Origin of the sequence: Bradyrhizobium sp. JYMT SZCCT0180 (assembly GCF_018130165.1) — a bacterium.
GTDB lineage: Bacteria > Pseudomonadota > Alphaproteobacteria > Rhizobiales > Xanthobacteraceae > Bradyrhizobium.
Genome location: NZ_JAFCLZ010000015.1, coordinates 1 through 22,526, shown reverse-complemented (window position 1 = coordinate 22,526; position 22,526 = coordinate 1). Strand labels below are relative to the sequence as shown.

At 63.2% G+C, this 22,526-nt stretch carries 20 protein-coding genes and 1 pseudogene; 12 read left to right on the top strand and 9 right to left on the bottom strand.

The annotated features are described in order from the left end of the window. The first annotated feature begins 141 nt into the window (after window positions 1-141). Both JQ641_RS21950 and JQ641_RS21945 read left to right on the top strand, forming a co-directional pair. Window positions 142-687, top strand: coding sequence for a response regulator (locus tag JQ641_RS21950; RefSeq protein ID WP_192733989.1), 546 nt, complete (start codon window positions 142-144; stop codon window positions 685-687). Between the two features lie 24 nt (window positions 688-711). After that, window positions 712-1,290, top strand: a complete 579-nt coding sequence (locus tag JQ641_RS21945) for an Hpt domain-containing protein (protein ID WP_211998030.1) — start codon at window positions 712-714, stop codon at window positions 1,288-1,290. A 165-nt stretch (window positions 1,291-1,455) separates the two neighbouring features. Here JQ641_RS21945 and JQ641_RS21940 read toward each other — a convergent pair whose 3' ends face one another. Further along, the gene (locus JQ641_RS21940) at window positions 1,456-2,625 is read right to left on the bottom strand and encodes a DUF2336 domain-containing protein (protein ID WP_211998029.1); all 1,170 of its coding nucleotides are present in this window, start codon (window positions 2,623-2,625) and stop codon (window positions 1,456-1,458) included. Window positions 2,626-2,919: 294 nt separating this feature from the next. Here JQ641_RS21940 and JQ641_RS21935 point away from each other — a divergent pair, with 294 nt between their 5' ends. Then, window positions 2,920-4,152, top strand: coding sequence for a caspase family protein (locus JQ641_RS21935; protein ID WP_211998028.1), 1,233 nt, complete (start codon window positions 2,920-2,922; stop codon window positions 4,150-4,152). Window positions 4,153-4,309: 157 nt separating this feature from the next. Here the strand turns inward: JQ641_RS21935 and JQ641_RS21930 are convergent, their stop codons facing one another. Beyond that, on the bottom strand, window positions 4,310-5,347 hold the full coding sequence (locus JQ641_RS21930; RefSeq protein WP_211998027.1) for a transglycosylase SLT domain-containing protein: 1,038 nt from the start codon (window positions 5,345-5,347) through the stop codon (window positions 4,310-4,312). A gap of 122 nt (window positions 5,348-5,469) precedes the next feature. Continuing rightward, window positions 5,470-6,657 carry a CaiB/BaiF CoA transferase family protein gene (locus JQ641_RS21925; RefSeq protein WP_211998026.1) on the bottom strand — a complete coding sequence of 396 codons (1,188 nt, stop codon included), beginning with the start codon at window positions 6,655-6,657 and terminating at the stop codon, window positions 5,470-5,472. Window positions 6,658-6,909: 252 nt separating this feature from the next. Here JQ641_RS21925 and JQ641_RS21920 point away from each other — a divergent pair, with 252 nt between their 5' ends. Together JQ641_RS21920 and JQ641_RS21915 are read left to right on the top strand one after the other, a co-directional pair. Further along, complete coding sequence (locus tag JQ641_RS21920; protein ID WP_211998025.1) at window positions 6,910-7,893, top strand: Bug family tripartite tricarboxylate transporter substrate binding protein; 984 nt, start codon at window positions 6,910-6,912, stop codon at window positions 7,891-7,893. A 186-nt stretch (window positions 7,894-8,079) separates the two neighbouring features. After that, entirely contained in the window at window positions 8,080-8,523 is a 444-nt protein-coding gene (locus JQ641_RS21915) for an SgcJ/EcaC family oxidoreductase (RefSeq protein ID WP_211998024.1), read from the top strand. An 81-nt stretch (window positions 8,524-8,604) separates the two neighbouring features. Here JQ641_RS21915 and hisI read toward each other — a convergent pair whose 3' ends face one another. After that, on the bottom strand, window positions 8,605-9,033 hold the full coding sequence (hisI, locus tag JQ641_RS21910) for a phosphoribosyl-AMP cyclohydrolase (protein WP_349628601.1): 429 nt from the start codon (window positions 9,031-9,033) through the stop codon (window positions 8,605-8,607). A 28-nt stretch (window positions 9,034-9,061) separates the two neighbouring features. Then, window positions 9,062-9,766: a GTP cyclohydrolase I FolE gene (gene folE, locus JQ641_RS21905; RefSeq protein ID WP_211998023.1), complete on the bottom strand. Its 705-nt coding sequence runs from the start codon at window positions 9,764-9,766 to the stop codon at window positions 9,062-9,064. Between the two features lie 234 nt (window positions 9,767-10,000). Between folE and JQ641_RS21900 the strand changes: the two genes are divergently transcribed. Then, a complete protein-coding gene (locus JQ641_RS21900; protein WP_192734002.1) occupies window positions 10,001-10,444 on the top strand; it encodes an iron-sulfur cluster assembly scaffold protein in 444 nt (147 codons plus the stop codon). Window positions 10,445-10,600: 156 nt separating this feature from the next. Here JQ641_RS21900 and JQ641_RS21895 read toward each other — a convergent pair whose 3' ends face one another. After that, window positions 10,601-11,524 (bottom strand): COG3904 family protein, encoded by a 924-nt coding sequence (locus JQ641_RS21895; RefSeq protein WP_211998022.1) that lies wholly within the window; start codon window positions 11,522-11,524, stop codon window positions 10,601-10,603. A 258-nt stretch (window positions 11,525-11,782) separates the two neighbouring features. Here JQ641_RS21895 and yidD point away from each other — a divergent pair. Continuing rightward, a pseudogene (yidD, locus tag JQ641_RS21890) lies at window positions 11,783-12,136 on the top strand (membrane protein insertion efficiency factor YidD); the annotation flags it as partial. A 24-nt stretch (window positions 12,137-12,160) separates the two neighbouring features. Here yidD and JQ641_RS21885 read toward each other — a convergent pair. Together JQ641_RS21885 and JQ641_RS21880 are read right to left on the bottom strand one after the other, a co-directional pair. After that, entirely contained in the window at window positions 12,161-13,342 is a 1,182-nt protein-coding gene (locus tag JQ641_RS21885) for a hypothetical protein (RefSeq protein ID WP_211998181.1), read from the bottom strand. Between the two features lie 86 nt (window positions 13,343-13,428). Beyond that, complete coding sequence (locus JQ641_RS21880) at window positions 13,429-14,802, bottom strand: APC family permease (RefSeq protein ID WP_192734003.1); 1,374 nt, start codon at window positions 14,800-14,802, stop codon at window positions 13,429-13,431. A 294-nt stretch (window positions 14,803-15,096) separates the two neighbouring features. Between JQ641_RS21880 and JQ641_RS21875 the strand changes: the two genes are divergently transcribed. Next, window positions 15,097-16,398 carry an alpha/beta hydrolase gene (locus JQ641_RS21875; RefSeq protein ID WP_211998021.1) on the top strand — a complete coding sequence of 434 codons (1,302 nt, stop codon included), beginning with the start codon at window positions 15,097-15,099 and terminating at the stop codon, window positions 16,396-16,398. A 157-nt stretch (window positions 16,399-16,555) separates the two neighbouring features. After that, window positions 16,556-16,894, top strand: a complete 339-nt coding sequence (locus JQ641_RS21870) for a GrlR family regulatory protein (protein ID WP_249150601.1) — start codon at window positions 16,556-16,558, stop codon at window positions 16,892-16,894. Window positions 16,895-16,909: 15 nt separating this feature from the next. Here JQ641_RS21870 and JQ641_RS21865 read toward each other — a convergent pair whose 3' ends face one another. Then, entirely contained in the window at window positions 16,910-18,814 is a 1,905-nt protein-coding gene (locus tag JQ641_RS21865) for a caspase family protein (RefSeq protein WP_211998020.1), read from the bottom strand. A 189-nt stretch (window positions 18,815-19,003) separates the two neighbouring features. On the opposite strand from JQ641_RS21865, the gene thrS reads away from it, so the two are divergent. The 3 genes from thrS to JQ641_RS21850 all read left to right on the top strand — a co-directional run bounded on the left by thrS (window position 19,004) and on the right by JQ641_RS21850 (window position 21,913). After that, window positions 19,004-21,049 (top strand): threonine--tRNA ligase, encoded by a 2,046-nt coding sequence (gene thrS / locus JQ641_RS21860; protein ID WP_211998019.1) that lies wholly within the window; start codon window positions 19,004-19,006, stop codon window positions 21,047-21,049. Beyond that, on the top strand, window positions 21,049-21,249 hold the full coding sequence (locus JQ641_RS21855; protein WP_211998018.1) for a hypothetical protein: 201 nt from the start codon (window positions 21,049-21,051) through the stop codon (window positions 21,247-21,249). Before thrS ends, JQ641_RS21855 begins: the two co-directional genes overlap by 1 nt. Before the next feature lie 100 nt (window positions 21,250-21,349). After that, the gene (locus JQ641_RS21850; protein ID WP_211998017.1) at window positions 21,350-21,913 is read left to right on the top strand and encodes a nitroreductase family protein; all 564 of its coding nucleotides are present in this window, start codon (window positions 21,350-21,352) and stop codon (window positions 21,911-21,913) included. Window positions 21,914-22,526 lie beyond the last annotated feature (613 nt).

Sequence of the window (22,526 nt, the reverse complement as noted above, 5' to 3'; positions counted from 1 at the left end):
GTCCCGGCCTTCGCCGGGACGACATAACCGGCTGGCCACCGCCCCTGCCGGCCCCCTTTCGCAACCATTCGTTAACCGGCCCCGCGATATGGTTAACGCCGGGTGTACCGTGTTGCCCGGTATGCGCTTTAGGGCCGGACCATGTATCGCATCGATTTCAACAAGCTGCGGTTTCTGATTTGCGACGACAACCCGCATATGCGCCGCATCCTGCGGACGCTGCTGCACTCGTTCGGCGCGCGCGAGGCTTACGAGTCCGAGGACGGCGCCACCGCCCTCGAAATGTACACCCACTACGTTCCCGATATCGTCATCACCGACTGGGCGATGCCGATCTTCGACGGGCTCGAACTGGCGCAGATGATCCGGCAGCCGGAATCCAAGGGCAACCCCTACGCGCCGATCATCATGCTGACCGGCCATTCTGAGAAGCGCCGCGTCACGGTTGCGCGCGACGCCGGTGTCACCGAATTCCTGGCCAAGCCGATCTCGGCCAAGGGGCTCTATCAGCGCATCCTCAACGTCGTCGCCAATCCGCGGCCGTTCATCAAGACCAAGACCTATTTCGGCCCGGACCGCCGGCGCAACACCAACAATGCCTATATCGGCCCCGAGCGCCGCATCGGCGGCGAGATGGAAGTGATGCAGCAGCCATCGCTGCTCGACAAGGCGCGATCCAGCGTCTAACGCGCGAACCGCTGAGGAACCATCATGGCGAAGGAAAAACCCGGAAAGCTGGAGGTCAAGAGCTTCGCCGATCACCACGTGATCACGCAGCCCAATCCGCTGCGCAAGGTGCTGCTGCGCGTTCCCGAATCCGACCTCGACGATCCGGTCGGTCGCGCCGAAAAAGCGCTGGCCGGGCTGTCGGGTGAATTCAAGAACTGGATGGCGATCGAAGCCGACCGGCTCTCCGCGGCCCACGCCGCCATCCTGAAGGGTGGCTTCACCGACGACTCCCGCGAAGAACTGTTTCGTGCCGCCCACGACATCAAGGGCGATGCTGCGACGTTCGGCTTTCCCTCCGCGGGCGCCGCCGCCGAAAGCCTGTGCCGCATCATCGAACACGCGCCTGATCTCGAACTGGTGCCGTCGGATCTGATCAGGCATCACATCAACGCCATTCAGGCCATCGTGCGCGAGCGCACCAAGCTCGACACCGCGGCCACCGCCGGCGTGCTCAGCCGCTCGCTCCGCGGCATCGCCGACGAATTCCTCACCTACGCCAACCGCGACCGCCCCGAGCATCTCGAAGCGATTCTGGCGCCGAGCATTATTCCGGTGGAGTGAGGCGGCAAGCTTCAGCAGCTCGTCGTCCCTGCGAACGCAGGGACCCATACGCCGCGGCTTCTCCGTGGAGCGATGTGGCAGCTATCTTTTTCGACAATTGAGCACGGTGGTTATGGGTCCCTGCGTTCGCAGGGACGACACCGAATTTGATGTTGGAAAGTCGGGCTACGCCGCAATCAGATCGTCGTGCCCGATCGCGTCCTCCGCCACCAGTTCGTCGCAGAACTGGCGGGCTTCCTCGCGGGCCGATTCAGTTGCAAAACGGCGCAGCAGGATCAAGAGCGGCTCGGCGGCCTTGCGGTCGGTCTCGCAATGGGTCAGCACGCGCTCGACCATGCGGCGGCGCAATCTCGCCGCACCACCCGGCGTGTCGACGAAGCCGGTCTCATGGCAGACCTCGAGCGCGATGCGGAAGGCGGCGAAGGTGGATTCCGGCAGGCCGGCCCGGATCAACAGCGCCTGCAGGCTGGCGCCGCCGCGGTCGTGCAGCAGCGCGGTGACGCGGGCGTGCGGCAGGCCGGACAATTCGGCCAATGAGGAATCGAACAGTTCGAGATTGCCTGACAACAGCGCGCGCAGGATCAGGCCGGCGGTGAGCTGGCCGGTGGCGCGCAGATGCTGCACCAGGCCCTCCATGTCCTCGCCGCGTGAACGCGCCGCGATGTTCACGGTCGAGCGCTCGCGCGCTTCCGAGGCGAGCCGCCCTGCCCGGTCCGGGCTTAGCCAGTTTTTGGCGACGACGAATTGCGCCAGCGTGTCGGAAAGCTTGGCGACCAGCGCCAGGCGCGTGGCTGAAGGCAAGCCCTCCAGCACCAGCATCGATTCACGGATTGCGGCGAGGTGGCCGTGCCGGTCGACAATGCGGTCCCAGGAGAATGGCGCCAACTCCGCATAGGCGTTCTCGATCAGCTCGAGGGCGGCGGCCGCTGAGCCGACTTCGGCAATCGCGGCGGATACCGAAGGCGGCAGGTTGACCCGGCGGGCGACCGCGCATTGCGTCTCACTGTTGCCAGTCGCGACGATGTCGACGAGGTCGGCGTCGATCAGCAGTGGGGAATGTTCGAGCACCGGCAGCGCGATCGACGGCTGGTCAAGCGCGAGCGCCTGCACGATCGCGGCTGGAGCCTCGGCGCTGCGCGAAAACACCTGCGACATCGCCTGGCGGACCAGCGGGGATGGATCGTCGAGCAGCATCAACAGCGCGCCTTCGGCGGCGGCGCGGTCGTCCTCGGTGAGATCGGAAATCAACCAGGCCCGCGCCAAAGACCGCGTCGCCTCTGCCCGCTCGCCTGCCGGAGCGGTACGTATCCAACTGATGAACTGCCGAACGATCATGGTCTAGCCGGCCTACGCAACCCGAAACGACACCGTGACGCGGTGCCACTCAATAGAAAATAAACCATGACGCTTAACAAAGGGTTCACCATAAACGTTTGGGATTATTGACGTTTCGTTAAGGGAACGCGCTCGGGCCCCCGGACGGTAGATAATCGGCCTCGCTGCGCACCGCTGGCGCTAGCGCCAAAACCGCCTGGATTTGGCGCGTTCTCTTGACGCGAACCATCTCGACAAGAGGCGCCAATCCTTGCCTAACTACCCCCTGATATTTCCACTGGGCGAGGCGTAGGCATGCGCTCATTTTTTGCTTTGTCGATATTGCTGCTGGTCTTTTCGACCGTGAACTGCCGGGCGGAGAAGCGCATCGCGCTGGTGGTCGGAAATTCCAGCTACCAAAGCGTGAGCCCGCTCGCCAACCCCAGGAACGATGCGGCGTTGATCGCCGAGACGTTGCGCAAGGTCGGCTTCATCCTGGTCGGCGGGCGCGCGCAGATCGATCTCGACAAGCCGGCGTTCGATCGCGCGATCCAGACGTTTGGTAACGAGCTCACGGGCGCCGATGTCGCGCTGTTCTATTACGCCGGCCACGGCGTGCAGGTCCGCAACGTCAATTATCTGGTGCCGATTTCGGCCAATCCGGTGAAGGAAGCCGATGTCGATTTCCAGATGGTCGACGTCAACCTGGTGCTCCGGCAGATGGAGGGATCGGGGACGAAGCTGAATCTCGTGATCCTCGACGCCTGCCGCAACAATCCGTTTGGCGGAAGGGGGCTGCGCAGTACGGAGAGCGGGCTTGCACAACTCCGCGCACCCGAGGGAACGCTGCTGTCCTACGCCACCCAGCCCGGCAATGTCGCGCTCGACGGCACCGGCAGCAACAGTCCCTATACTTCGGCGCTGGCGCAGGCGATCCAGAAGCCGGGTCTCGACATCTTCCAGACCTTCAATCAGGTCGGCCTGCAGGTGAAACGCGCGACCGGCGGATCGCAGCAGCCCTGGGTTTCCTCCTCGCCGATCGACGGCTCGTTCTACTTTGCGAGTACGACGCCGAGCGCACCGATCACCGCGCCGCCGCCGAGCATGGTGGCGCCATCGGCGCCGCCAAGGCCGGTTGCGATCGATCCGGCGCTGGAGCAGCGCGCAACAGCCTTTGTCATCGAGGACATGAAGCAGTCACAAGGCAGCACCGCCGACTTCATGAATTACGCCCGCAGGTCGCTCGACGAGCGAATTGATTACTATGGAAAATCAACAGCTCGCGACGAAGTCCTCAAGGACAAGGAGAGATACGTCAAGAACTGGCCGAACCGATCGTACCGGCTGCAGATGGATACGATACGAACCTCGTGCGACCAGGCGAGATCAAGCTGCCAGATCAGTGGCGCGCTGGAATTCAGCCATTCCAATCCGGCGAACGGCAAGAAGTCCTCGGGCACCGCATCGTTCGAATACGGCATCAGGTTTGGCCCCGACGGCGGCAAGATTTTTTATGAGCAAGGCAAGACGCTGTCGGCGCAGAGGTAGCTCGTGTTGACGATGAGAGAGATCGCTTGTCGCCCATGCTTCGAGACGCTCGCTCCTCAGCATGAGGTTGTGGTGCTTCCGCAAGCTAGACCTCATCCTGAGGAGGCCGCAAAGCGGCCGTCTCGAAGGATGGGCAGCAGCACTGATCGTGCAAATGCTAGCTTGAGAACGTGCCGTTGCGATCGCTGAACAGATCGAGCCGGCCCGGTGCGCGGACTTCGGGCTTCTGTCCCGATACCGACGGCGTAGCCGAGGCGACAGTGGTGAGCGCGGATCCCCTGCCCCACAATTCCTGCACCGCCGGCGAAATCGGCTGGCTGCGCTCGCCGGCCTGGAACAGCGAGCGGAAGATCGGCTCGGGCTGCGCGGAGGCGGTCTGCGATGTCGCGGCGACCGGCGTCACGCTGCGGGTATCCGGGAAGCTCGACAGATAGGCCGCGTTATCAATCACGGGTGCAGCCTGTGTCGCGGACGTCGCTGGCGTGGCGCTCGCGACGGTCACGCGGCGCGGCAGGTCACCGCCGACCGCGGCCATCGCGGTGCGGGTGGCCGGCGAACTGGCGGCGCTGGCGTAGCGTGAGTTCAGCACCGAATAAACCTCGGAGACGCTGCGGCCGCGGCCCGAACGATCGTAGAAGATCGAGCGGTTGGCCTCGGCGGCGGCCGGAAACATCTGCACAGCGGAGGCCTGCGGATTGTCCTCGGCGTTCGAGATCAGTTTTCCCGCGCCGCCGACGCCCATGAAATGCGCCATATAGAGTTCGGCGTCGCTCGGGCGGCGGCCGATCTTGCCGGTGAGCTTGAAACTGTTCGATTGGGTCAGCACCCCCGCCATCGACGACGCGGCTTGCGGATCGTCGCGCAGCTTCATGATCTCCGCACGCGCGGTGGGGTCGCTGACCGAATAGCTGCCGGACGGATTTTTGGTGATGGCGTCGGCATATTTGCCGTAGCCGAGCTGGCTGCCGGCTTCCTTGACGGTGCCGAGCCAGGTCTGGTCGATGAACTGAAACAGCCCGCGTGCCGACGAGGTGGTCGCCGCCGCCTTCGGGTTGAAGTTGGATTCCATCTTGGCGGTGGTGAGCAGGTATTCGAAGCTCGCGCCTGTGGTCGAGGCGGCCTGCTTGATCGAGCCCGCGATCTTCGTGCGCGTGGGATCGACACCTGCCGTGGCGTTCAATGTGTCGACCGACATGTTTCCTGGTGCCCCGCTCCCCGCGAAACGACCGCGCGGCCTGTGCGAAATCGCAATCAGCGCCCAATACGGCGCCACACTGGGACAGTTATGGTTAATGGGGGGTTAACGGGTTGTATCCGCTAAATCACACCGCTCTGTCGAAGCGCCGCAATGGCGGCCGGGTCATAGCCGAGTTCGGCCAGGACCAGATCAGTATGCTCGCCAAGCATCGGCGGACGCGTCACGATTTCACCCGGCGTCTCCGACAGCCGGACGGCAGCCCGTACGGTCGGTGCGGGTACCGGCAGGCCCGGATAATCGACATCCTGCATGAAGCCGGCGGCGCGGATATGCGGATGATCCAGCGCCTGCTGCGGGCTGAGCACCGGTCCGGCCGGAATCATCGCTCCACCCAGCGTGTCGACGGCTTCCTGCGTGGTGCGCTCGGCGCACCAGCGCGCCATCCGTTCGCTGATGACAGCGCCGTTGTCGCCGCGCTTGATGTCGTCCGCAAAGCGCGGATCGTTTAGCCACTGGTCCTCTTCGCCCATCAGCCTTGCCCAGCGAATGAACAGCGGATGACCGGTGACCTGGCACAGCACCCAGCCGTCCCTGGTGCGGTAAATGTCGGCCGGCGCCGCGGTCTGGCCGAGATTGCCGGTCGGAACGCGATTGGCCTTGATCACCGCCTGCTCGATCAACGTTGCGTTGGTGAAAGACAACGCGGTTGCAAGCAATGCGCCCTCGACGATCTGCCCGCGTCCGGATTTGCCGCGCTCAATCAGCGCAGCAAGCGTCCCGAACGCACAGTGCAGCGCGGTTCCGAAATCAACCCAATTCACCGCGGCCCGGTAAGGCGGATCGCCGGCGCCGGTCATGTACACCGAACCCGACATGACCTGCCCGACACCGTCGAAGCCGACGCGGTCGGACCAGGGCCCCGGCCCGCCGAATGCAGTTGCCGTCGTCAGGATGATGTCTGACTTGATCGCCTTCAATGAATCGTAATCGAGCTTCATCGCGCGCAGAGTCTGCGGCGGCAGGTTGGCGACGACCACGTCCGCAGTTGCAACCAGCCGACGCATCACTTCCTGTCCCTCCGGCTTCATCGGGTTGAGCGTGATGCACTTCTTGTTTCGGTTGATTTGCAGGAACAGCGCGCCTTCACCGCCTTCGCCGACCGGCGCCACAAAGCGATCTTCGCTGCCGTCGCGTTTTTCCACGCGAATGACCTCGGCGCCAAACTCGGCCAGCAATGTCGCGCAATACGGCCCCGCGATATAGCGCCCGAAATCCAGGACGCGCACGCCCTCCAGAACTCCCCCCATCGATCTTTTCCCCTGTGTTTGCGCCAGATTACAGGGAATGATTTCCGCGGCAAGGCGGCGACCGCTGCTTCAGCTTTTGATTGTTGGCGGACACAATCCACCGTGCGGAATATCAGTCTGACCTCACCAGGCTTCGCCTGAGTTACATTGCCGCTATACTCTCCACCAAACCATGGGGAGTCCCGTGCTACTTCTCACCCACGCTTAGTCTTCGCATTCGAACGATAGACAAGAAAACAACAGGGCAGGAAAATGAAAAAGCTGACACGGCGAATGTTCGTGACTGGTTCGGCGGTGATGTTGTGCGCCCCGTCCGTGAAGACCGAGGCGCAATCCTCATGGCCCACGCGCCAGATTCGAATTCTCGTGCCGTATCCGGCGGGCGGCCAGACGGACGGCATCGCGCGCGCTTTCGGCGACTATTTGGCGCGGCAGCTGGGAAAGACGGTCATCGTCGAAAACAAGGCCGGCGCAGGCGGCGTCATCGGCGTGGCAGAAGCGAAACGCGCAGAACCTGACGGCACCACCATCCTGTGCACGATTTCTTCGTCACTGATCCAGAACCGTCTTACGGTGAAAGACCTTCCCTACGATCCCGAGAGAGACTTCATTTATCTGACGATGGTCAGCGGCGCCGGGGGTCCGGTGGTGGCGGCGAAGAAGACGGGAGCAAAAAATCTTCGAGAGTTCATTGAATATGGAAAGAAAGTCGGCAGCCTGAACTGGGGATCGTACGGAGTGGGTTCGACGCCGCACGTGCTGATCGCGACAATGGCGAAGCAATACGGCATTCAATTTCAGGTCATCCAGTATCGCGGCGAGGCGCCGATGTGGAATGACATCGCGGGACAGACGCTGGACGGCGCCGCAGGAAGCTATGCCGCAGCAGCACCCGTCATCCAGGCGGGGACCGGAAACCTGATCGGCGTGGTAGGCAGCCGCCTGCCTCCCTATCCGGACACGCCTACAATGACTGAACAGGGCGCCGTCGGCGACTTCTACGACCTGCGCGCATTCACCACCTTCGCTGTACCAACCGGAACGCCGCAGGATATCGTCCAGCGGATCTCGGAGCTGTTGATCCAGGCCGGATCCGACGCCAAGGTCCAGCAGATGCTGAACAACTTTCTGCTGAGCTCCCCAGCCAATCTCGAAACGACGGCTCGTATTTTCAAGCGCGACAGTGATGTGATGCTCGGTATCCTGCGCGATCTTGGCGTCAAGCCGTCGGAGTGATTACCGAGCGTCCGGCGAGAGCGCTTAGTCTTCAATCCCACCCGCTATCACCATGTTGTCCGGCCCTCTGGCATTGAGCCTTAATGGAAGGAGCGCCTGGTATGCCGATGACAACGGACGGCGAGCAGTCTAGCCAAATCAATCCGAGAAGTTACGATGCCTCGTTCGGTCCTCAGAGGTGATCCAATGCCAACAATCAACAACAGGGCAGTTGCAGAGGTCAAGGCCGTGCTGGACGGGTGGGAAGCTGCCTGGAACGCTTCGGACATGAACGCTATGTGGCAGCTCGCGACGGATGACATTCATTGGGTCAACGTCGTCGGGATGCATTGGCGTGGAAAAGCAGAAGTACAAAAAGCGCATCAGGTATTTTTCGATCTGCTGTTCAAGAATAGATCGTGCAAACTCGAAGAAATTGAAAGCATTGAAACATTGCCCGGCGGGGCTTTCGTTGCGGTCGTACGCTGGTCGATGGGCGGCTATCGACGGCCAAATGGGGAAATGAGACCGCCCGGCAAGGATCGCATGTCGCTAGTGCTGGTCCCCCGGGGCGAAGGTTTGGCCATCGCGCATGGCGCTAACGTGCCCATCGACGAGGCGGCGGAGGCGCACAATCCGATCAAGTGTTAGCCGCAGCACGCGGCCCAATGCGTGAACTTCATGCTCACGATCGTGATTATGGATTCCTGGCTCTCGCTGCTGAATAACGGGTCACTTACGATACACCGCGTTCGGATCGAACAACCTGTCCGCATCGACAAACGACAGCTGTGTGCCGCCATCGGCCGCCGTGACGGCGCGGTAGAAGCACGACTGGCGGCCGGTGTGACATGCCGCGCCGTGCTGCTCGACGCGAATCCAGATGGCGTCCTGATCGCAATCCATCCGCATCTCGACGACGCGCTGGGTGTGTCCGGAGCTCTCGCCCTTGCGCCACAGGGCATTTCGGGAACGGCTGAAGTACCAGGCCTCGCCGCTGGCGACGGTCTTGCGCAACGCCTCGTCGTTCATGTGCGCGACCATCAAGACGTCGCCGGTCGCAGCATCGGTCGCCACGCAGGTCAGGAGACCCGACGCGTCGAATTTGGGCTGGAACGCCAGTCCTTCTTCACGGTCGTTGATATCTGCGGGTGTGGACACGGCGGGCCTCGCGTAGATTCAGGCGAGGTTACCGGGCCGGTCCTCGCACCATGGACAGGAAACGCGCCTGCTCCGCCGGATTGTCGCGGAACATGCCGGTATAGCGGCTGGTGAAGGTCATCGCACCGTGCTTGGCGACGCCGCGCACCGACATGCAGGTATGCTCCGCCTCGATCACGACGGCAACACCGCGGGGCTTGAGCACCTCGTCGATCGCGGCTGCGATCTGCGCGGTGAGATGCTCCTGCGTCTGCAGGCGGCGCGCGAAGATGTCGGTCAGGCGTGCGAGCTTCGACAACCCCACGACCCGCTCGACCGGCGTATAGGCGATATGCGCCTTGCCGTAGAACGGCATCATGTGATGCTCGCATTGCGAGGTGAATTCGATGTCGCGGATCAGGACGAAATCGTCATAGCCCGCGGTTTCACCAAACGTGCGGTCGAGCACTTCGGCCGGGCACTGGTGATAGCCCTGGTAGAGTTCGTCGAAGGCCTCGACGACCCGGCGCGGGGTGTCGAGCAAGCCCTCGCGGCCGGGGTTCTCGCCAATATAGCTCAGCAGCGTATGGACGGCCGCCTCGGCCTCGACGCGCGACGGGCGCGGCTGATCAGCACGGACGGCGGCGGCCAGGAATTCGGCGGGATCGAGTTCGGCGGGGCGGGTGTCCGGCGCCACGTCAGGCGATTTGACCTCAGTCTTGCTGGGGCGAAGCGATTTGATCAATGCGTCCATGTCTTCTCCGTTCGACCGGTCCTTCAGACCGGAGTGTCACCGGGCAGACGGGGCGGCTTCGCCGCCGGACGCCTGAGTCCCCTTGAACCTAGCACCACCGGGGTAGAATTGGCTTCCAATCAGGCCGCCGTGGCAACATGGCCGGACTGTATTTCCGCCATGACCGTCCATATATAGGACGGTGAAACCCTGCCGCCAAGGGCGGTTCCGCCCACGGGCCCGAGACCTCGCTCCATGCTGAACGACATTTACAACAAGCGCATCATCGAGTTGGCCGGCAATATCCCCCGTCTGGGCCGCCTCCCCGACCCCGACGCCAGCGCCACCGCCCATTCCAAACTGTGCGGTTCCACCGTCAAGATCGACCTCAAGATGGACGGGCCGGTGGTTTCCGACTTCGCCCATGACGTGAAGGCCTGCGCCCTCGGACAGGCCTCCTCCTCGATCATGGCGAGCCACGTCATCGGCTCGACCGCCAGCGAGCTGCGCGAGTTGCGCGAGACCGTGCGCAAGATGCTGAAGGAAAACGGCCAGCCGCCGCAGGGCAAATGGGCCGACATCGCGCTGCTGGAGCCGGTGCGCGACTACAAGGCCCGCCACGCCTCGACCATGCTGACCTTCGATGCGGTGGTCGATGCCATCGGCCAGATCGAGGCCAGGGCGAAGCAGCCGGCGTGAGGCGCTCATTGTCATGCCCGCGAAGGCGGGCATCCAGTACGCCGGGAATTCTCGATCAACTACGGACGCCGCGGCGTACTGGATCATCCGCCGGAGCCTGTCATCGGGCGGCCATTCGGCCGACCCGTTGGCGGATGATGACACCGATCGTGCGGCTTACTTCGCGGGCTGCGGCTGAGCCGGCGCCGGTGCGGCGGTGCCACCGGTGGGAACTGCGGCCTCCGCCGTCTTGGTCGACTTCGCGGGATGCACGGGCGCCTGCTCTTCGACCGCGGAACTGACGAAGCGATCCTGCGTCGGCTTGGACTTCAGTTCGGCAACCGGCGTCGATGGGTCACGCGGCAGCACGTCGGCCACGGCGTCGGTCGTGATCAGGTTGGTCAGGCGCAGCTCGGCCGCGGACAATCTGTGCAGATCTTCCCACGGCGGCACGCTCAGCGCGAGCGACAACAGATCGCCGGTTCCGCCCATGTCGAAGGTGAACTTGGCGAGCCGGCCGATGTCGCGCTCCACGATCATCAGATCCTGCGCGGTGTAGCTTGCCGCCTTGGCGTCATCGGCGCGATCGCCCATCCAGATCTGATGCACGCGGACATGGGAGGCCGGCGACACATAACGCGTCTTGCCGGACAGCAGCAGGAACACGCACATCGACTCGCAATAGGCTTCCGGAACGACATGGGCGCGTTCGCCCTGCGCCGTCTGCGTGCGCACGGTGGTTCCGACCGTCGTGAGCGCGCCGAGGGCACGGAACCTGCGGCCAAGCGCAATGGAATCGTTGACCGACCCGCCGCTGGAATCGAGCACGATGGTGGCGCCGCCAAGCTGGCGATCGCGCGCGAACTCTTCGAATGCTTTGGGACTGTCCGCGGTGACGATGCCGACGGCGGAGACCCAGCCCGTGCAGTCCGGCTGGCATGCGACCCACTTGAAGTGCATCGGCAGTTTGCGTTCTTCGAGGGAAACGCCGGCGTGCGCAGAATTGCCCAGCGTCGTGATCGCGCCAGGCAATGCGATACAAAGGGCGGTGGCGCCGAGTAGCGCCAGGCCGCGAATTCTAGCCGACGTCACAAACCTCAATTTGGTTCCTTCCCCCAAGCCCTAACGGCGAGCAACGGCAATGGCCCCACTTCAAAGCCACATGATTCTGTCATGCTGGCGTTATGAAAAAGGTAACCGTGCGCCTTGCGAGCGTCCATAGTACCTTTGCTGCATCGCCCATAAACCATCGGATAATTTCCAACTGTGGCGTAAATATCTGCGTATGTTCAGTTCCTTACCTTGGAACCCCGCAAGAGTACGGAGATCATTCGGGCAAGCCATATGGAACAGTCACTCATGCCGTCATCACCGTGCACAAAATCACATTGCACAAAATCACATTGCATAGATTGTGCCACGACGGTCCGGCGCCTGCCCCGAAACGCGGGGCGCGGGCTGATCTGGATTTACCGGCACACGCTGTCGCCGTTGGTTGGCTACAACTGCCGGCATCTGCCGACCTGCTCGGTCTATGGCGACGAGGCCATCGAACGCTTCGGTCTTTGGGGCGGCGGATGGATGACGCTGGCGCGGATGTTACGCTGTCAGCCCTGGGGCACGTCCGGCATCGACAACGTCCCGATCGCAAAACCGCCGGGCGCGCGATGGTATCTGCCGTGGCGCTACGGCCGATGGCGCGGCGTCAACGCGCCGTCGTCGTTGCGCGCTGGCGAACTAGCGCCAGAAGAAGAAGCCGCCTCTCGGCTGCGGTTCGATAGGCGCCGGCGGACGCGGCTTTCTGGGACGCGGTGGCGGCGGTGGTGGCGGCTCGGCCGATGACGTCGTCTCCTGGCTTCCGGAGCCGTCGTCGGGCAACCTGACCGACAGCAGCAGGTTCGATTCACGCGTGCGCCAGCGATAGCCGATACCGAAATCCATCGGCTGCGCGCGCCTGAACAGCTCGGCATAGGATGGCTGATATCGCCCCGGGAACTCGTCGATCGGGCCGGCATAACGGCCGAACGGAAAGAAGCGCCATTTCTTCGGGCTGTAGTAGTGAAGCGGAACGCCGGAATCGTCCTGGATGATGGTGGCGCTGTTGGCGAGGATGTAATCGCGCACCGTGGTGAAATTGCCGGAGTGCATCAAATAGGACGCGCTCTTGATCAGGCTGTTGCCGGGCGCCAGCGTCGAACAGAATTTCAGGAAGCCCGTGACCTTGACGCCGGAATTGGAAAGATCGGTCGAGAAATAATACAGCGTCTTTTCCGCGCCGTCGCTGCCGGCGAAGACGATGCGCGTGCCGCGCACCGCGTTCGGCCCGGGGTTCTCGTTGCCGAAATACGCCGTGCCCTTGTCGTCCAGCGCCACCGGCGTGACGCTGCGGATGGTCTTGCCCGAGCGCGCCAGGAACACATAGAGGACCGGCAAGGTGCCGTTGATCTGGCCGGCGCTCAGATCGGTCTTCATCTGCTTGGTGATGAAGAAGCTGAAGCTCAGAATCGAACTTAGCGAACGCTCCACGCTGTAGAGCGCGGCGCCAACGCCGCCGCGCGGCAATCTCGTCAGATCCGGCACCGAGCCCGGCGGCTCGAGTGCGCTCAGCACATAGGTCGTCGCCTTCGAGTAGAAGGCGTTGGCGTAGAGGAAGTCCGGCCCCGAGAACATGTAGAACATGGTCGGGCGCGGGGCAGCCAGATTGCTGTCCGCCCAGGCACGGATTTTCGACAATTGCCGTTGCTCGAGCTGCGCGAACGCATTGTCGAAGAATTTGGCGTGGCGCTGCCAGGCCGGCTCCCTGGTCAGCGGCATCAGCGGCGAGTCGGCCGAAGGCATCATGCCGGCGAGAAACCTGGCGGTATCATCGGCGGTCGCCGGGTCGGCGGCGCGGGCGGGCAGCACCACCACGAACAACATCGCGGCTACCAGCGCTATGGTTCTCAACGAGGCAATTCGCACCGCGGCAATTTTCAACGAGGCAACTTTCAACAAGGCCTGCATCTTCATTCGCTACCCGCGGACGCGGCCACCGGGCCTTGATCGGCCCGCTTGCGGAACACGGCGTAAATCAGAAGTCCTGACAGCATGATCAAAACACCGAGGAACACCCGCAGCGGTTGTTCCGTCAAAAGATAGTACATCATGAAGCCGGTCACGAGCAGGAAAACCAGCGGGGTCACCGGGTATCCCCAGGCGCGATAGGGTCGCGGCAGGTCGGGGTGCGTGATGCGCAGCTTGATGACGCCGAGCACGGTGAAGAACGAACAGAACAACAATGCGAACTGGATGAATTCGAGCACCGCTTCAAAACTGCGCGTGAACAGCATCAGGCTCGCCACCGTCAGCTGGAACAGAATGGCCCAGGCCGGCGCGCCGCCGGTCGACCGGCGCGCGAACGGGCGCAGCACCGGAATGTCCTCGCCCATGGTCATCATCACGCGCGGTCCGATCCACATCATCGCGCTGATCGAGGAGATCAGACCGAAGCAGATCATCGCGCCGACGATGCGGCCGCCGAACTCGCCGAAGATGTAACTGCCGGAGACGCGGGCAACGTCGAGCTGGCCCGCCAGCTTGTCGATCGGCGCGGAGTGCAGGAACACCGCGTTCAGCGCCACATACAGCACCAGCACGATCAGCGTCCCCGCCAGCATCGCGCGCGGCACGTTGCGCTCCGGATCGTGCACCTCGCCGATGATGTAGGTCGCCGCATTCCAGCCCGAGAACGAATACATCACGAACACCAGGCTGATCGCGAACGGTGCGCTGACGATGTGGGAGAAGTCGGACGCCGACGGCGCGAACGACAACGGCTGCGGCGTCGCCATCAGAAATCCGGCGACCAGGAAGGCCACGATCAGCAGCACCTTGAGGATGGTCGCGATCAACTGGAAGGTGCTGGAGTGCCTGACGCCGGTGAGCTGCACCAACGACACCAGCCAGACCACGCCGATGGCGAGCGCCAGCGGTGGCGCATCCGGAAAGACCGATTTGCCGTATTCGCCGAACGCCATCGCGGCGAGTGCGACCGGTGCCGCAAAACCAACGGTCGCCGACACCCAGCCCGCCACGAAACCGAAGGCCGGGTGAAAGGCGCGGCCGAGAAAGTTGTACTCGCCGCTCGAGCGCGGAAACATCGCCCCGAGCTCGCTATAGGCAAACACCCCGCACAACGCGACGATACCGCCGACGGTCCACAGCAACAGGATCGAGAAGCCGGAAGGGATATCCTTGACCTGAAAGCCCAGGCTGGTGAAGACGCCAACGCCGACCATGTCGGCAACGACGATGGAGATCGCTACCACGACCGAAATGGTCGAGCCGCCGCCGGGACGCGGGCCGGACCATGCCGCGCTGCCCGTTTCTGATGCCGCCATTTCGACCGTACCTTCAGCGCCGCGCCTGAACCCTCATGGTGCAGGCTGGAGCCGCCCAATTCAAGCAGCGTTAACAATACCCAGAGAAGCCTCGCTGGCCTTTGCAGTGCACCGCGACATTGCGAGGACAAGATGGCGGGGCTCACAATCAGGACACGATTGGATGGTCTCCTTGGGATGTCCGGATGTGGGGAGTTTTCTCCGGAAGCTTAACGTCGCCTAAACACGATCGAGGTACGCCGGTTAAGGGTGGATCTTGGGTGGTTCTCAGGTGGTCCTTGGGGCACGGGGTGGATGGTCGGAGCGGATCCGAAATTCCAGATACATCATCGCGCGGACCGGGTGATTTCCCCGGCGACGCAGCGCCATGCCCAGCCCCGGCATGCCCATCCTCGTCGCTGGCGCTGGGTCGCGGTCGCTTCGCTTTTTGTACCCCTGTCCTTTGTCCTGGTTCAATGCGGCAAGGCGCCCAGCGCGGACATGCTGGCCGCGAACGCCCACGCCACGTCAGGCGACAGTTTTGAAGACCGTTTCCCGCAGCCGCAATTCGCCGACCGTTTCCCGACCCCAAGCGAGAGCCTGGTGCAGCAAGTTGCGCTGGCCCCAACCCCGCCTCAACGCAAGGTGCGGACCGAGCCGGTCAGGGTCGCCTCGCTCAATCCCACACTGACCCTGCCGCGCCAGACCGAGCGCGAAGAACTGACCACGCTGGTCAGCATGAAATCCTCCGCCTTCCCCTATTTCGGCAACAATCCGCGCACCGATGCGCCGTTCCTCAACATCTCGAATGGTGAGCGCAAGGGACGCCGCAGCTATGGCGGCCGGGTCTATTGGCAGGATCAGACCTACAACGACAGCCGCGTGCTGGTGCACGTCCCCGAGACCTTCGACGTCCGCAAGCCCGGCGTGATCGTGGTGTTCTTTCACGGCAATGGCGCGACGCTGGAACGCGATGTCCGCGACCGTCAATTGGTGCCGCAGCAGATTTCGGATTCAGGTGTGAACGCCGTGCTGCTGGCGCCGCAGCTGGCGGTGAACGCCGCCGATTCCAGCGCCGGCAAGTTCTGGCAGCCCGGCGGCTTCAAGCGCTTCATGGACGAGTCGGCGAGCCATCTCGCCCGCCTCACCGGCGACCCGAAATCGGCGCAGGCTTTTGCCAACATGCCGATCATCATCATCGGCTATAGCGGCGGTTTCGTTCCCACCGCCTGGAGCCTCGAGGTCGGCGGTGTCCCGGGCCGCGTCCGCGGCGTGTTCCTGCTCGATGCGGTCTATGGCGAACTCGACAAGTTTGCGTCCTGGATCGAGAAGAACCGCACCGGCTTCTTCGTCAGCTCCTACACCCGCTACACCAAGCGACGCGATCAGGAACTGATGTCGATGCTGCGCGAAAAAGGCATCACCGTCACCGAGAACATGGACGGGCCGCTGCGGCCCGGCAGCGTGGTGTTCGTGCAGACGCGCGACGGTATCACCCATCGCAGCTACGTCACGCAGGCCTGGACCGAGCATCCGGTCAAGGACGTGCTGGTCAAGATGGCGGCTTCGCCACAGCTGACCCGGATCGCCAGCGCGCCGTCACCCGCGAACCGGTAATCGGTCGCTTCAGCGAGGCTTCTTCGCTGATCCTTCCCATCATACCGCTGAATTCCACTGATCGAATTGTGATGTTGATGGCCCAACGATTTAGGGCGCGCAGCATTGTCCGACGCAGCCCCGGACCATAGGGTGCAGTCATTAGGGGATACAACTTTTGGGGATCGTTTTGCAGGACGGCTTATACAAGGTTGAATTTCATACGGTTCATGGAACCGGCACCGGCGTGATTTACGCCTGCGGCGGCAAGCTTCGGGGCGGCAATTCGGCTTTCGCATTCATCGGCAATTACACCGACAAGGGCGACTGCATTCAGGCCAGGGTCACCACAGAGCGTCACAACCCCGATCCGGCCTTCAAGCCGCTGTTCGGGATCGACATGATCACGCTGACGCTGAAGGGGGCCGACAACGGCAGCATGATCGACTTTGAAGGCACCGCGCTGCAATTGCCCGGCGTCACCTTCAAGGCCGTGTTGACGCGGATGGCGGATTAGGATCCCTGTCGCGGGTCACCTGTTCACGAAGAAAAAGTCTTCGCGTCCGGGCAGCGAACCATAGGTGTACGGCTCCTGCCGTCCCGCGGTCGCTTCCATCACGTCGTCGCGGACGAGGCGGAACAGCTTGTTGATCTCGACGCCCGGCGTCGCGATCCGCTGCACGACCGCGACGGCAAACGGCGAATAATCCCCCTCGCCGTCCAGCGCGGTCTCGCCATGCTTGGCCGCGTAGACGACCAGCGATGCGCCCTGCACCTTGACCTCGCCGAGCCCGCGGCCGACCGAGCGCGTCTTCGCGCCGCGCGTGTCGCCTTCGTTCGAAGCCGGCGCCGGCGCAGCGGCAACCGGCGGCGAAGTTGCCGTTGATGCATTCGCAAACGGATTGTCCCGGCAGGCATCGAGCATCACGAGCTTGAGCTTCCTTGCGCCGTCGATGGCCGCCATCACCTGATCCAGCGGCATGGCCTCGAACAGGGCGTCGCGGCCGGATGCCAGTTTGGCATCGACCGGTATCAGGTAATTGACGCCATTCACCTCGATGCCGTGGCCGGCATAATAGACCATCGCCCAGTCGGACTTGTCGGCGGCCGCCGCAAACGTGCGCAGCGCCTTGGTCATTTTCTCGCGCGTCACGTCGATGGCGACCGTTACGCTGTCGAAGCCGATCGCGCGCAATGTGCCCGCGATTTTTTCGGCGTCACGGCCCGGGTTCTCGAGCGCCCGTACCGACTTGTAGGCGGAGTTACCGATGATCAGTGCGGCCCGGCGGCCTTGCTTTGCAGCCGTAGTCTTGGCCGCTGCGGGTGCCACGACGGGTATCGCAACGGCCGGGGTCGGCACCGAATTCGTCGAGGCCGCCCTGACGGGGACCGGAAGGATGGTCGGCTGCGGCACACCGGAGGAAAGCGCCGCAAGACGCGCCTCGGCGGTTTCACGCGCGGATTTCGACAGGTCGCCCCGGCCGGAATTCTCGCTGATCGACAACGCGTTCCGGAACTCGGATTTCGCGCGCTCGAGATCGCCGGTGCGCTCGAACGTCAGTCCGCGGCCGGTGAGCGCCGGCGCGAAGTCCGGTTCGATCCGGACGGCCTGGTTGAAGTCGGAAAGCGCCCGGTCGTATTCGCCCATGTAACGCAGCGTCTCGCCGCGCAGCGTCAGGCCAAGGGCGATGCCGGGACCGCCGGCGTAAAGCTCGATGGCACGGTCCTGGTCCTGCAACGCACGCTCGAGGTTTCCGGTGCGGCGCCAGGCGTCGCCGCGGTTGGCATAATATTTGGCGTTCTTGGGCGCGAGCTTGATCGCAACGCCGAAATCGGCTGCCGCCTTTTCATACTCCCCCATCGTCTTCAAGATCAGCGCGCGGTTGTTGTAGGCCGAGGCGCGATAGGGATCGTTGTTGATCAGGGCGATCGATCTGTTGATGTCGGCAAGCGCCGCCGCGTGATCGCCCTTGTCGCTGAGCATGTTGGCCCGCTGGTTATAGACCGCGGGATCGCGGGGCAGGATCGCAGCGGCTTCATTCAACACCTCGAGGCCGCGATCGAAATCGCCCTTGCAGTGCTGCCAGTAGTACGAGATCCACAAATGCAGATCGTAATAGTCGGAGCTCTTTTTGGAGGGCGAGACGTCCTTGGCGCGCATCAGGTCGGCAAACCCGGCTTCGCATTTCTTCTGGTTGAGGAGGCTTTGCGCACGGTACGACAGTGCCAGCGCCAGCTGCTTTGGCGAGCGGCTGGTATCGATCAGGATCGTGCAGGCCGCGACGCGGTCGTCCAGTTCGCTGGTGCTTTTCAGCGGACCGACCTTGCAGCCGCTTGGCTGCTCGCGGGCGATCGCCTTGTCCGGTGACGCCAGCCCCACGGCCGCGAATTGAAGCGCCACTAAAGCGGCATAGGCCGCGGTATTGCCTGCCCTCACGATGCCCTCTCAATCCCCGCGCCAAGAAGAGCACGCGAACCTGGTCTTGTCACGAAGGCGGCCCCCAACCGCGGGGACGGGCCGCCGATTTTCTTGATATTGCCCGATTGCAGGAGCCGAATCCCCTGCTATACCGCCTGTTCCCGCTTACCTGCGCTCGTTCGCAGGAGTGAGCTTTAGGAGACGCCAATGCCTGACAGCAATGCACCCGCACCGGGATTCCAATTTGGCCTTGCAAACTTGAAACCGGCCGAACCCGTGCAAAAAATCACCCTCACCTTCCCCGATGGCGCCAAGCGCGAATTTCCCCAGGACATTACCGGACTCGAGATCGCCAAGGGCATCTCGCCGTCGCTGGCCAAGCGCACCGTCGCGATGGCGCTCGATGGTGTGGTCGCCGACCTCAACGATCCGATCTCGGGCGATGCCAGGATCGAGTTCGTCAACCGCGACGACGCCCGCGCACTGGAACTGATCCGGCATGACGCGGCCCACGTGCTCGCCGAAGCGGTGCAGTCGCTGTGGCCGGGCACGCAGGTCACCATCGGCCCGGTGATCGAGAACGGCTTCTATTACGACTTCTTCCGCAACGAGCCGTTCACGCCGGAAGATTTCGCCGCGATCGAAAAAAAGATGCGCGAGATCGTCGCGCGCGACCAACCCTTCACCAAGGAAGTCTGGTCGCGCGAGAAGACAAAGCAAGTGTTTCGCGACAAGGGCGAAGCCTTCAAGGTCGAACTGGTCGACGCCATTCCCGGCGACGAGCCGATCAAGATCTATTTCCAGGGCGACTGGTTCGATTTGTGCCGTGGCCCGCACATGACCTCGACCGGCAAGGTCGGCAATGCGTTCAAGCTGATGAAGGTCGCGGGCGCCTATTGGCGCGGCGACAGCAACAACCCGATGCTGACGCGCATCTACGGCACGGCGTTTGCGAAGCAGGAAGACCTCGACCTCTATCTGAAGCAGATCGAGGAGGCCGAGAAGCGCGACCACCGCAAGCTCGGCCGCGAGCTCGACCTGTTCCACTTCCAGGAGGAAGGCCCCGGCGTGGTGTTCTGGCACCCGAAGGGCTGGACGGTGTTCCAGGCGCTGATCGCCTATATGCGCCGCCGCCTGACCGGCGACTACAGCGAGGTCAACGCGCCGCAGATCCTCGACAAGGTGCTGTGGGAGACGTCCGGCCATTGGGACTGGTACCGCGAGAACATGTTCGCGGCGCAATCGGCCGGCGACGAGGCCGAGGACAAGCGCTGGTTTGCGCTCAAACCGATGAACTGTCCCGGCCATGTGCAGATCTTCAAGCATGGGCTGAAGAGCTACCGCGACCTGCCGCTGCGGCTCGCCGAATTCGGCGTGGTGCACCGCTATGAGCCGTCGGGCGCGATGCACGGCCTGATGCGCGTGCGCGGCTTCACCCAGGACGACGCCCATGTGTTCTGCACCGAGGCGCAGCTCGCAGAAGAGTGCCTCAAGATCAACGACCTGATCCTGTCGACCTATGCGGATTTCGGCTTCGAGGGCGAGCTGACGATCAAACTCTCGACCAAGCCGGAGAAGCGCGTCGGCACCGACGAGATGTGGGATCACGCCGAGCGCGTGATGGCCACCGTGCTGTCGGAGATCCAGGCCAGCGGCAGCAACCGCATCAAGACCGCGATCAATCCCGGCGAAGGCGCGTTCTACGGGCCGAAGTTCGAATATGTGCTGCGTGACGCCATCGGCCGCGACTGGCAGTGCGGCACCACGCAGGTCGACTTCAACCTGCCGGAACGGTTCGGCGCGTTCTACATCGACGCCGACGGCTCCAAGAAGGTGCCGGTCATGGTGCACCGCGCGATCTGCGGCTCGATGGAGCGCTTCATCGGCATCCTGATCGAGCATTTCGCCGGCAACTTCCCGCTCTGGCTGGCGCCGGTGCAAGCCGTCGTCACCACGATCACTTCCGAAGGCGACGAGTACGCCAAGGTGGTCGCCGCCGCGGCGCGGCGCGCCGGCCTGCGCGTCGAGATCGACCTGCGCAACGAGAAGATCAACTACAAGGTCCGCGAGCACTCGCTGGCGAAGATCCCCGCGCTTCTCGTCGTCGGCAAGAAGGAAGCCGAGACCCATTCGGTCTCGGTCCGCCGGCTCGGCAGCGAAGGCCAGAAGGTGATGCCGACCGACGAGGCTCTGGCGGCGCTGGTGGAGGAAGCCACCCCGCCGGACGTCAAGCGCGCCAGGCTCGAGACCTGATGACCGACGAGCAGGAGCTTCCAGCTTACCCGATCCGGGCTTACCAGCTAATCCCGGATCCCAACCGGCCGACGGTGGTCGCGCTGGCGATCGAAACCGAGCAGGGACACAGCCTGTTCCTGGCCACGCGGGAGATCCTGGAAGACCTCGGCAAGGATCTTCTGGAGCGGGCGGCGAAGATGCCGCCCCGCAAGCCTTAAGGCTCGTCACAATCGATCTAAACTGGCTTTCGGTGGCCTCCTTGCCTTCCTATCTGCGTGTTAGGCAATTGCCCAATCCTGTCCGACGAAAGAGACCCTCGTGCCCGACGCCCTTGAACTGCTAAAACTCCGCCGCTCCATCAAACCGCGCGAGATGAGCGGCCCTGGCCCCTCGGCCGACGAACTCGACACCATCCTCACCATCGGCTCGCGCGTGCCGGATCATGGCAAGCTGACGCCGTGGCGCTTCATCGTGTTCGAAGGCGATGCCCGCGCCCGCGCCGGCGACGTCATCGCAGCAGTGTTCGCGCGGAAGAATCCGGGCACACCGGCGGCCGATGTCGAAATCGAAAAGCGCCGGATGATGGACGCGCCGCTGGTCATCGCCGTGGTGAGTTTTGTCAAGCCACACCCCAAGGTGCCGGCGTGGGAGCAGGAATTGTCGGCCGGTGCCAGCGCCATGAACATCGTCACCGCGGCAACCGCCCTCGGCTACGGCGCCAACTGGCTGACCGGCTGGTTCGCGTTCGACCGCGACGTGCTCGAAGGGCTCGGCGTGAAGCCGGACGAAAAACTCGCCGGCTTCATCCATATCGGCACCCCGTCAAAACCCGCCGAGGACCGCCCTCGCCCGGCGCTGTCGGATATCGTGACGCGGTTTTAGGAGTCATCGGCCGGAGCCATTTCCGGTTCAGTTGAAACGCCAATTTTCGGATTCAAATTTCAAACAACCAGGCTCGTCATTGCGAGGAGCACTTGCGACGAAGCAATCCATACTATCTTCGCGTGGTGAGATGGATTGCTTCGCTTCGCTCGCAATGACGGGGTGATAGTGCGGCCCCACACAATTCTGTCGTCCTCCGCGAAAGCGGGGGACCCAGTACGCCGCGGCTTTTCGGTTCTATCATCGGCGTCTTTTGGAATACTGGATCACCCGCATCCGCGGGTGATGACAACTGAATATGTGTTCGCATTCCCGCGACGCACTGCGCCCGAGGTTTGCTGATAACTTTCGGCCCCCCAATTCAGAGGGCGCAGGGAATGCCGGATGCGCGCTGCACCCGCGGTCTCGCGTGCGATTGTGCATAAGAATGCTGCACACGAGCATACAGGGCAGCGGAGAACATCCGACATTCCCTGCGCAATGGCTTTACGGCTTATGACGCGCTCTCCCCGGTGAGACGGCCTCTATTGCCACCGTCGCCCCTCGGAAGCGTTAGCTCCCGAAAGACTTGACGCCGTTACGGGCGCCAGGACCACACGCTTTCGGCGTACGC

What these genes read in the sequence shown, in the direction of transcription:
- JQ641_RS21925 (WP_211998026.1), bottom strand. Translation starts at nt 6,657, where the DNA reads ATGGGGGGAGTTCTGGAGGGCGTGCGCGTCCTGGATTTCGGGCGCTAT.
- JQ641_RS21940 (WP_211998029.1), bottom strand. Translation starts at nt 2,625, where the DNA reads ATGATCGTTCGGCAGTTCATCAGTTGGATACGTACCGCTCCGGCAGGC.
- JQ641_RS21875 (WP_211998021.1), top strand. Translation starts at nt 15,097, where the DNA reads ATGGTCGGAGCGGATCCGAAATTCCAGATACATCATCGCGCGGACCGG.
- JQ641_RS21855 (WP_211998018.1), top strand. Translation starts at nt 21,049, where the DNA reads ATGACCGACGAGCAGGAGCTTCCAGCTTACCCGATCCGGGCTTACCAG.
- JQ641_RS21945 (WP_211998030.1), top strand. Translation starts at nt 712, where the DNA reads ATGGCGAAGGAAAAACCCGGAAAGCTGGAGGTCAAGAGCTTCGCCGAT.
- folE (WP_211998023.1), bottom strand. Translation starts at nt 9,766, where the DNA reads ATGGACGCATTGATCAAATCGCTTCGCCCCAGCAAGACTGAGGTCAAA.
- JQ641_RS21880 (WP_192734003.1), bottom strand. Translation starts at nt 14,802, where the DNA reads ATGGCGGCATCAGAAACGGGCAGCGCGGCATGGTCCGGCCCGCGTCCC.
- thrS (WP_211998019.1), top strand. Translation starts at nt 19,004, where the DNA reads ATGCCTGACAGCAATGCACCCGCACCGGGATTCCAATTTGGCCTTGCA.
- JQ641_RS21885 (WP_211998181.1), bottom strand. Translation starts at nt 13,342, where the DNA reads ATGTTGTTCGTGGTGGTGCTGCCCGCCCGCGCCGCCGACCCGGCGACC.
- JQ641_RS21920 (WP_211998025.1), top strand. Translation starts at nt 6,910, where the DNA reads ATGAAAAAGCTGACACGGCGAATGTTCGTGACTGGTTCGGCGGTGATG.
- JQ641_RS21935 (WP_211998028.1), top strand. Translation starts at nt 2,920, where the DNA reads ATGCGCTCATTTTTTGCTTTGTCGATATTGCTGCTGGTCTTTTCGACC.
- JQ641_RS21900 (WP_192734002.1), top strand. Translation starts at nt 10,001, where the DNA reads ATGCTGAACGACATTTACAACAAGCGCATCATCGAGTTGGCCGGCAAT.
- JQ641_RS21930 (WP_211998027.1), bottom strand. Translation starts at nt 5,347, where the DNA reads ATGTCGGTCGACACATTGAACGCCACGGCAGGTGTCGATCCCACGCGC.
- JQ641_RS21915 (WP_211998024.1), top strand. Translation starts at nt 8,080, where the DNA reads ATGCCAACAATCAACAACAGGGCAGTTGCAGAGGTCAAGGCCGTGCTG.
- JQ641_RS21950 (WP_192733989.1), top strand. Translation starts at nt 142, where the DNA reads ATGTATCGCATCGATTTCAACAAGCTGCGGTTTCTGATTTGCGACGAC.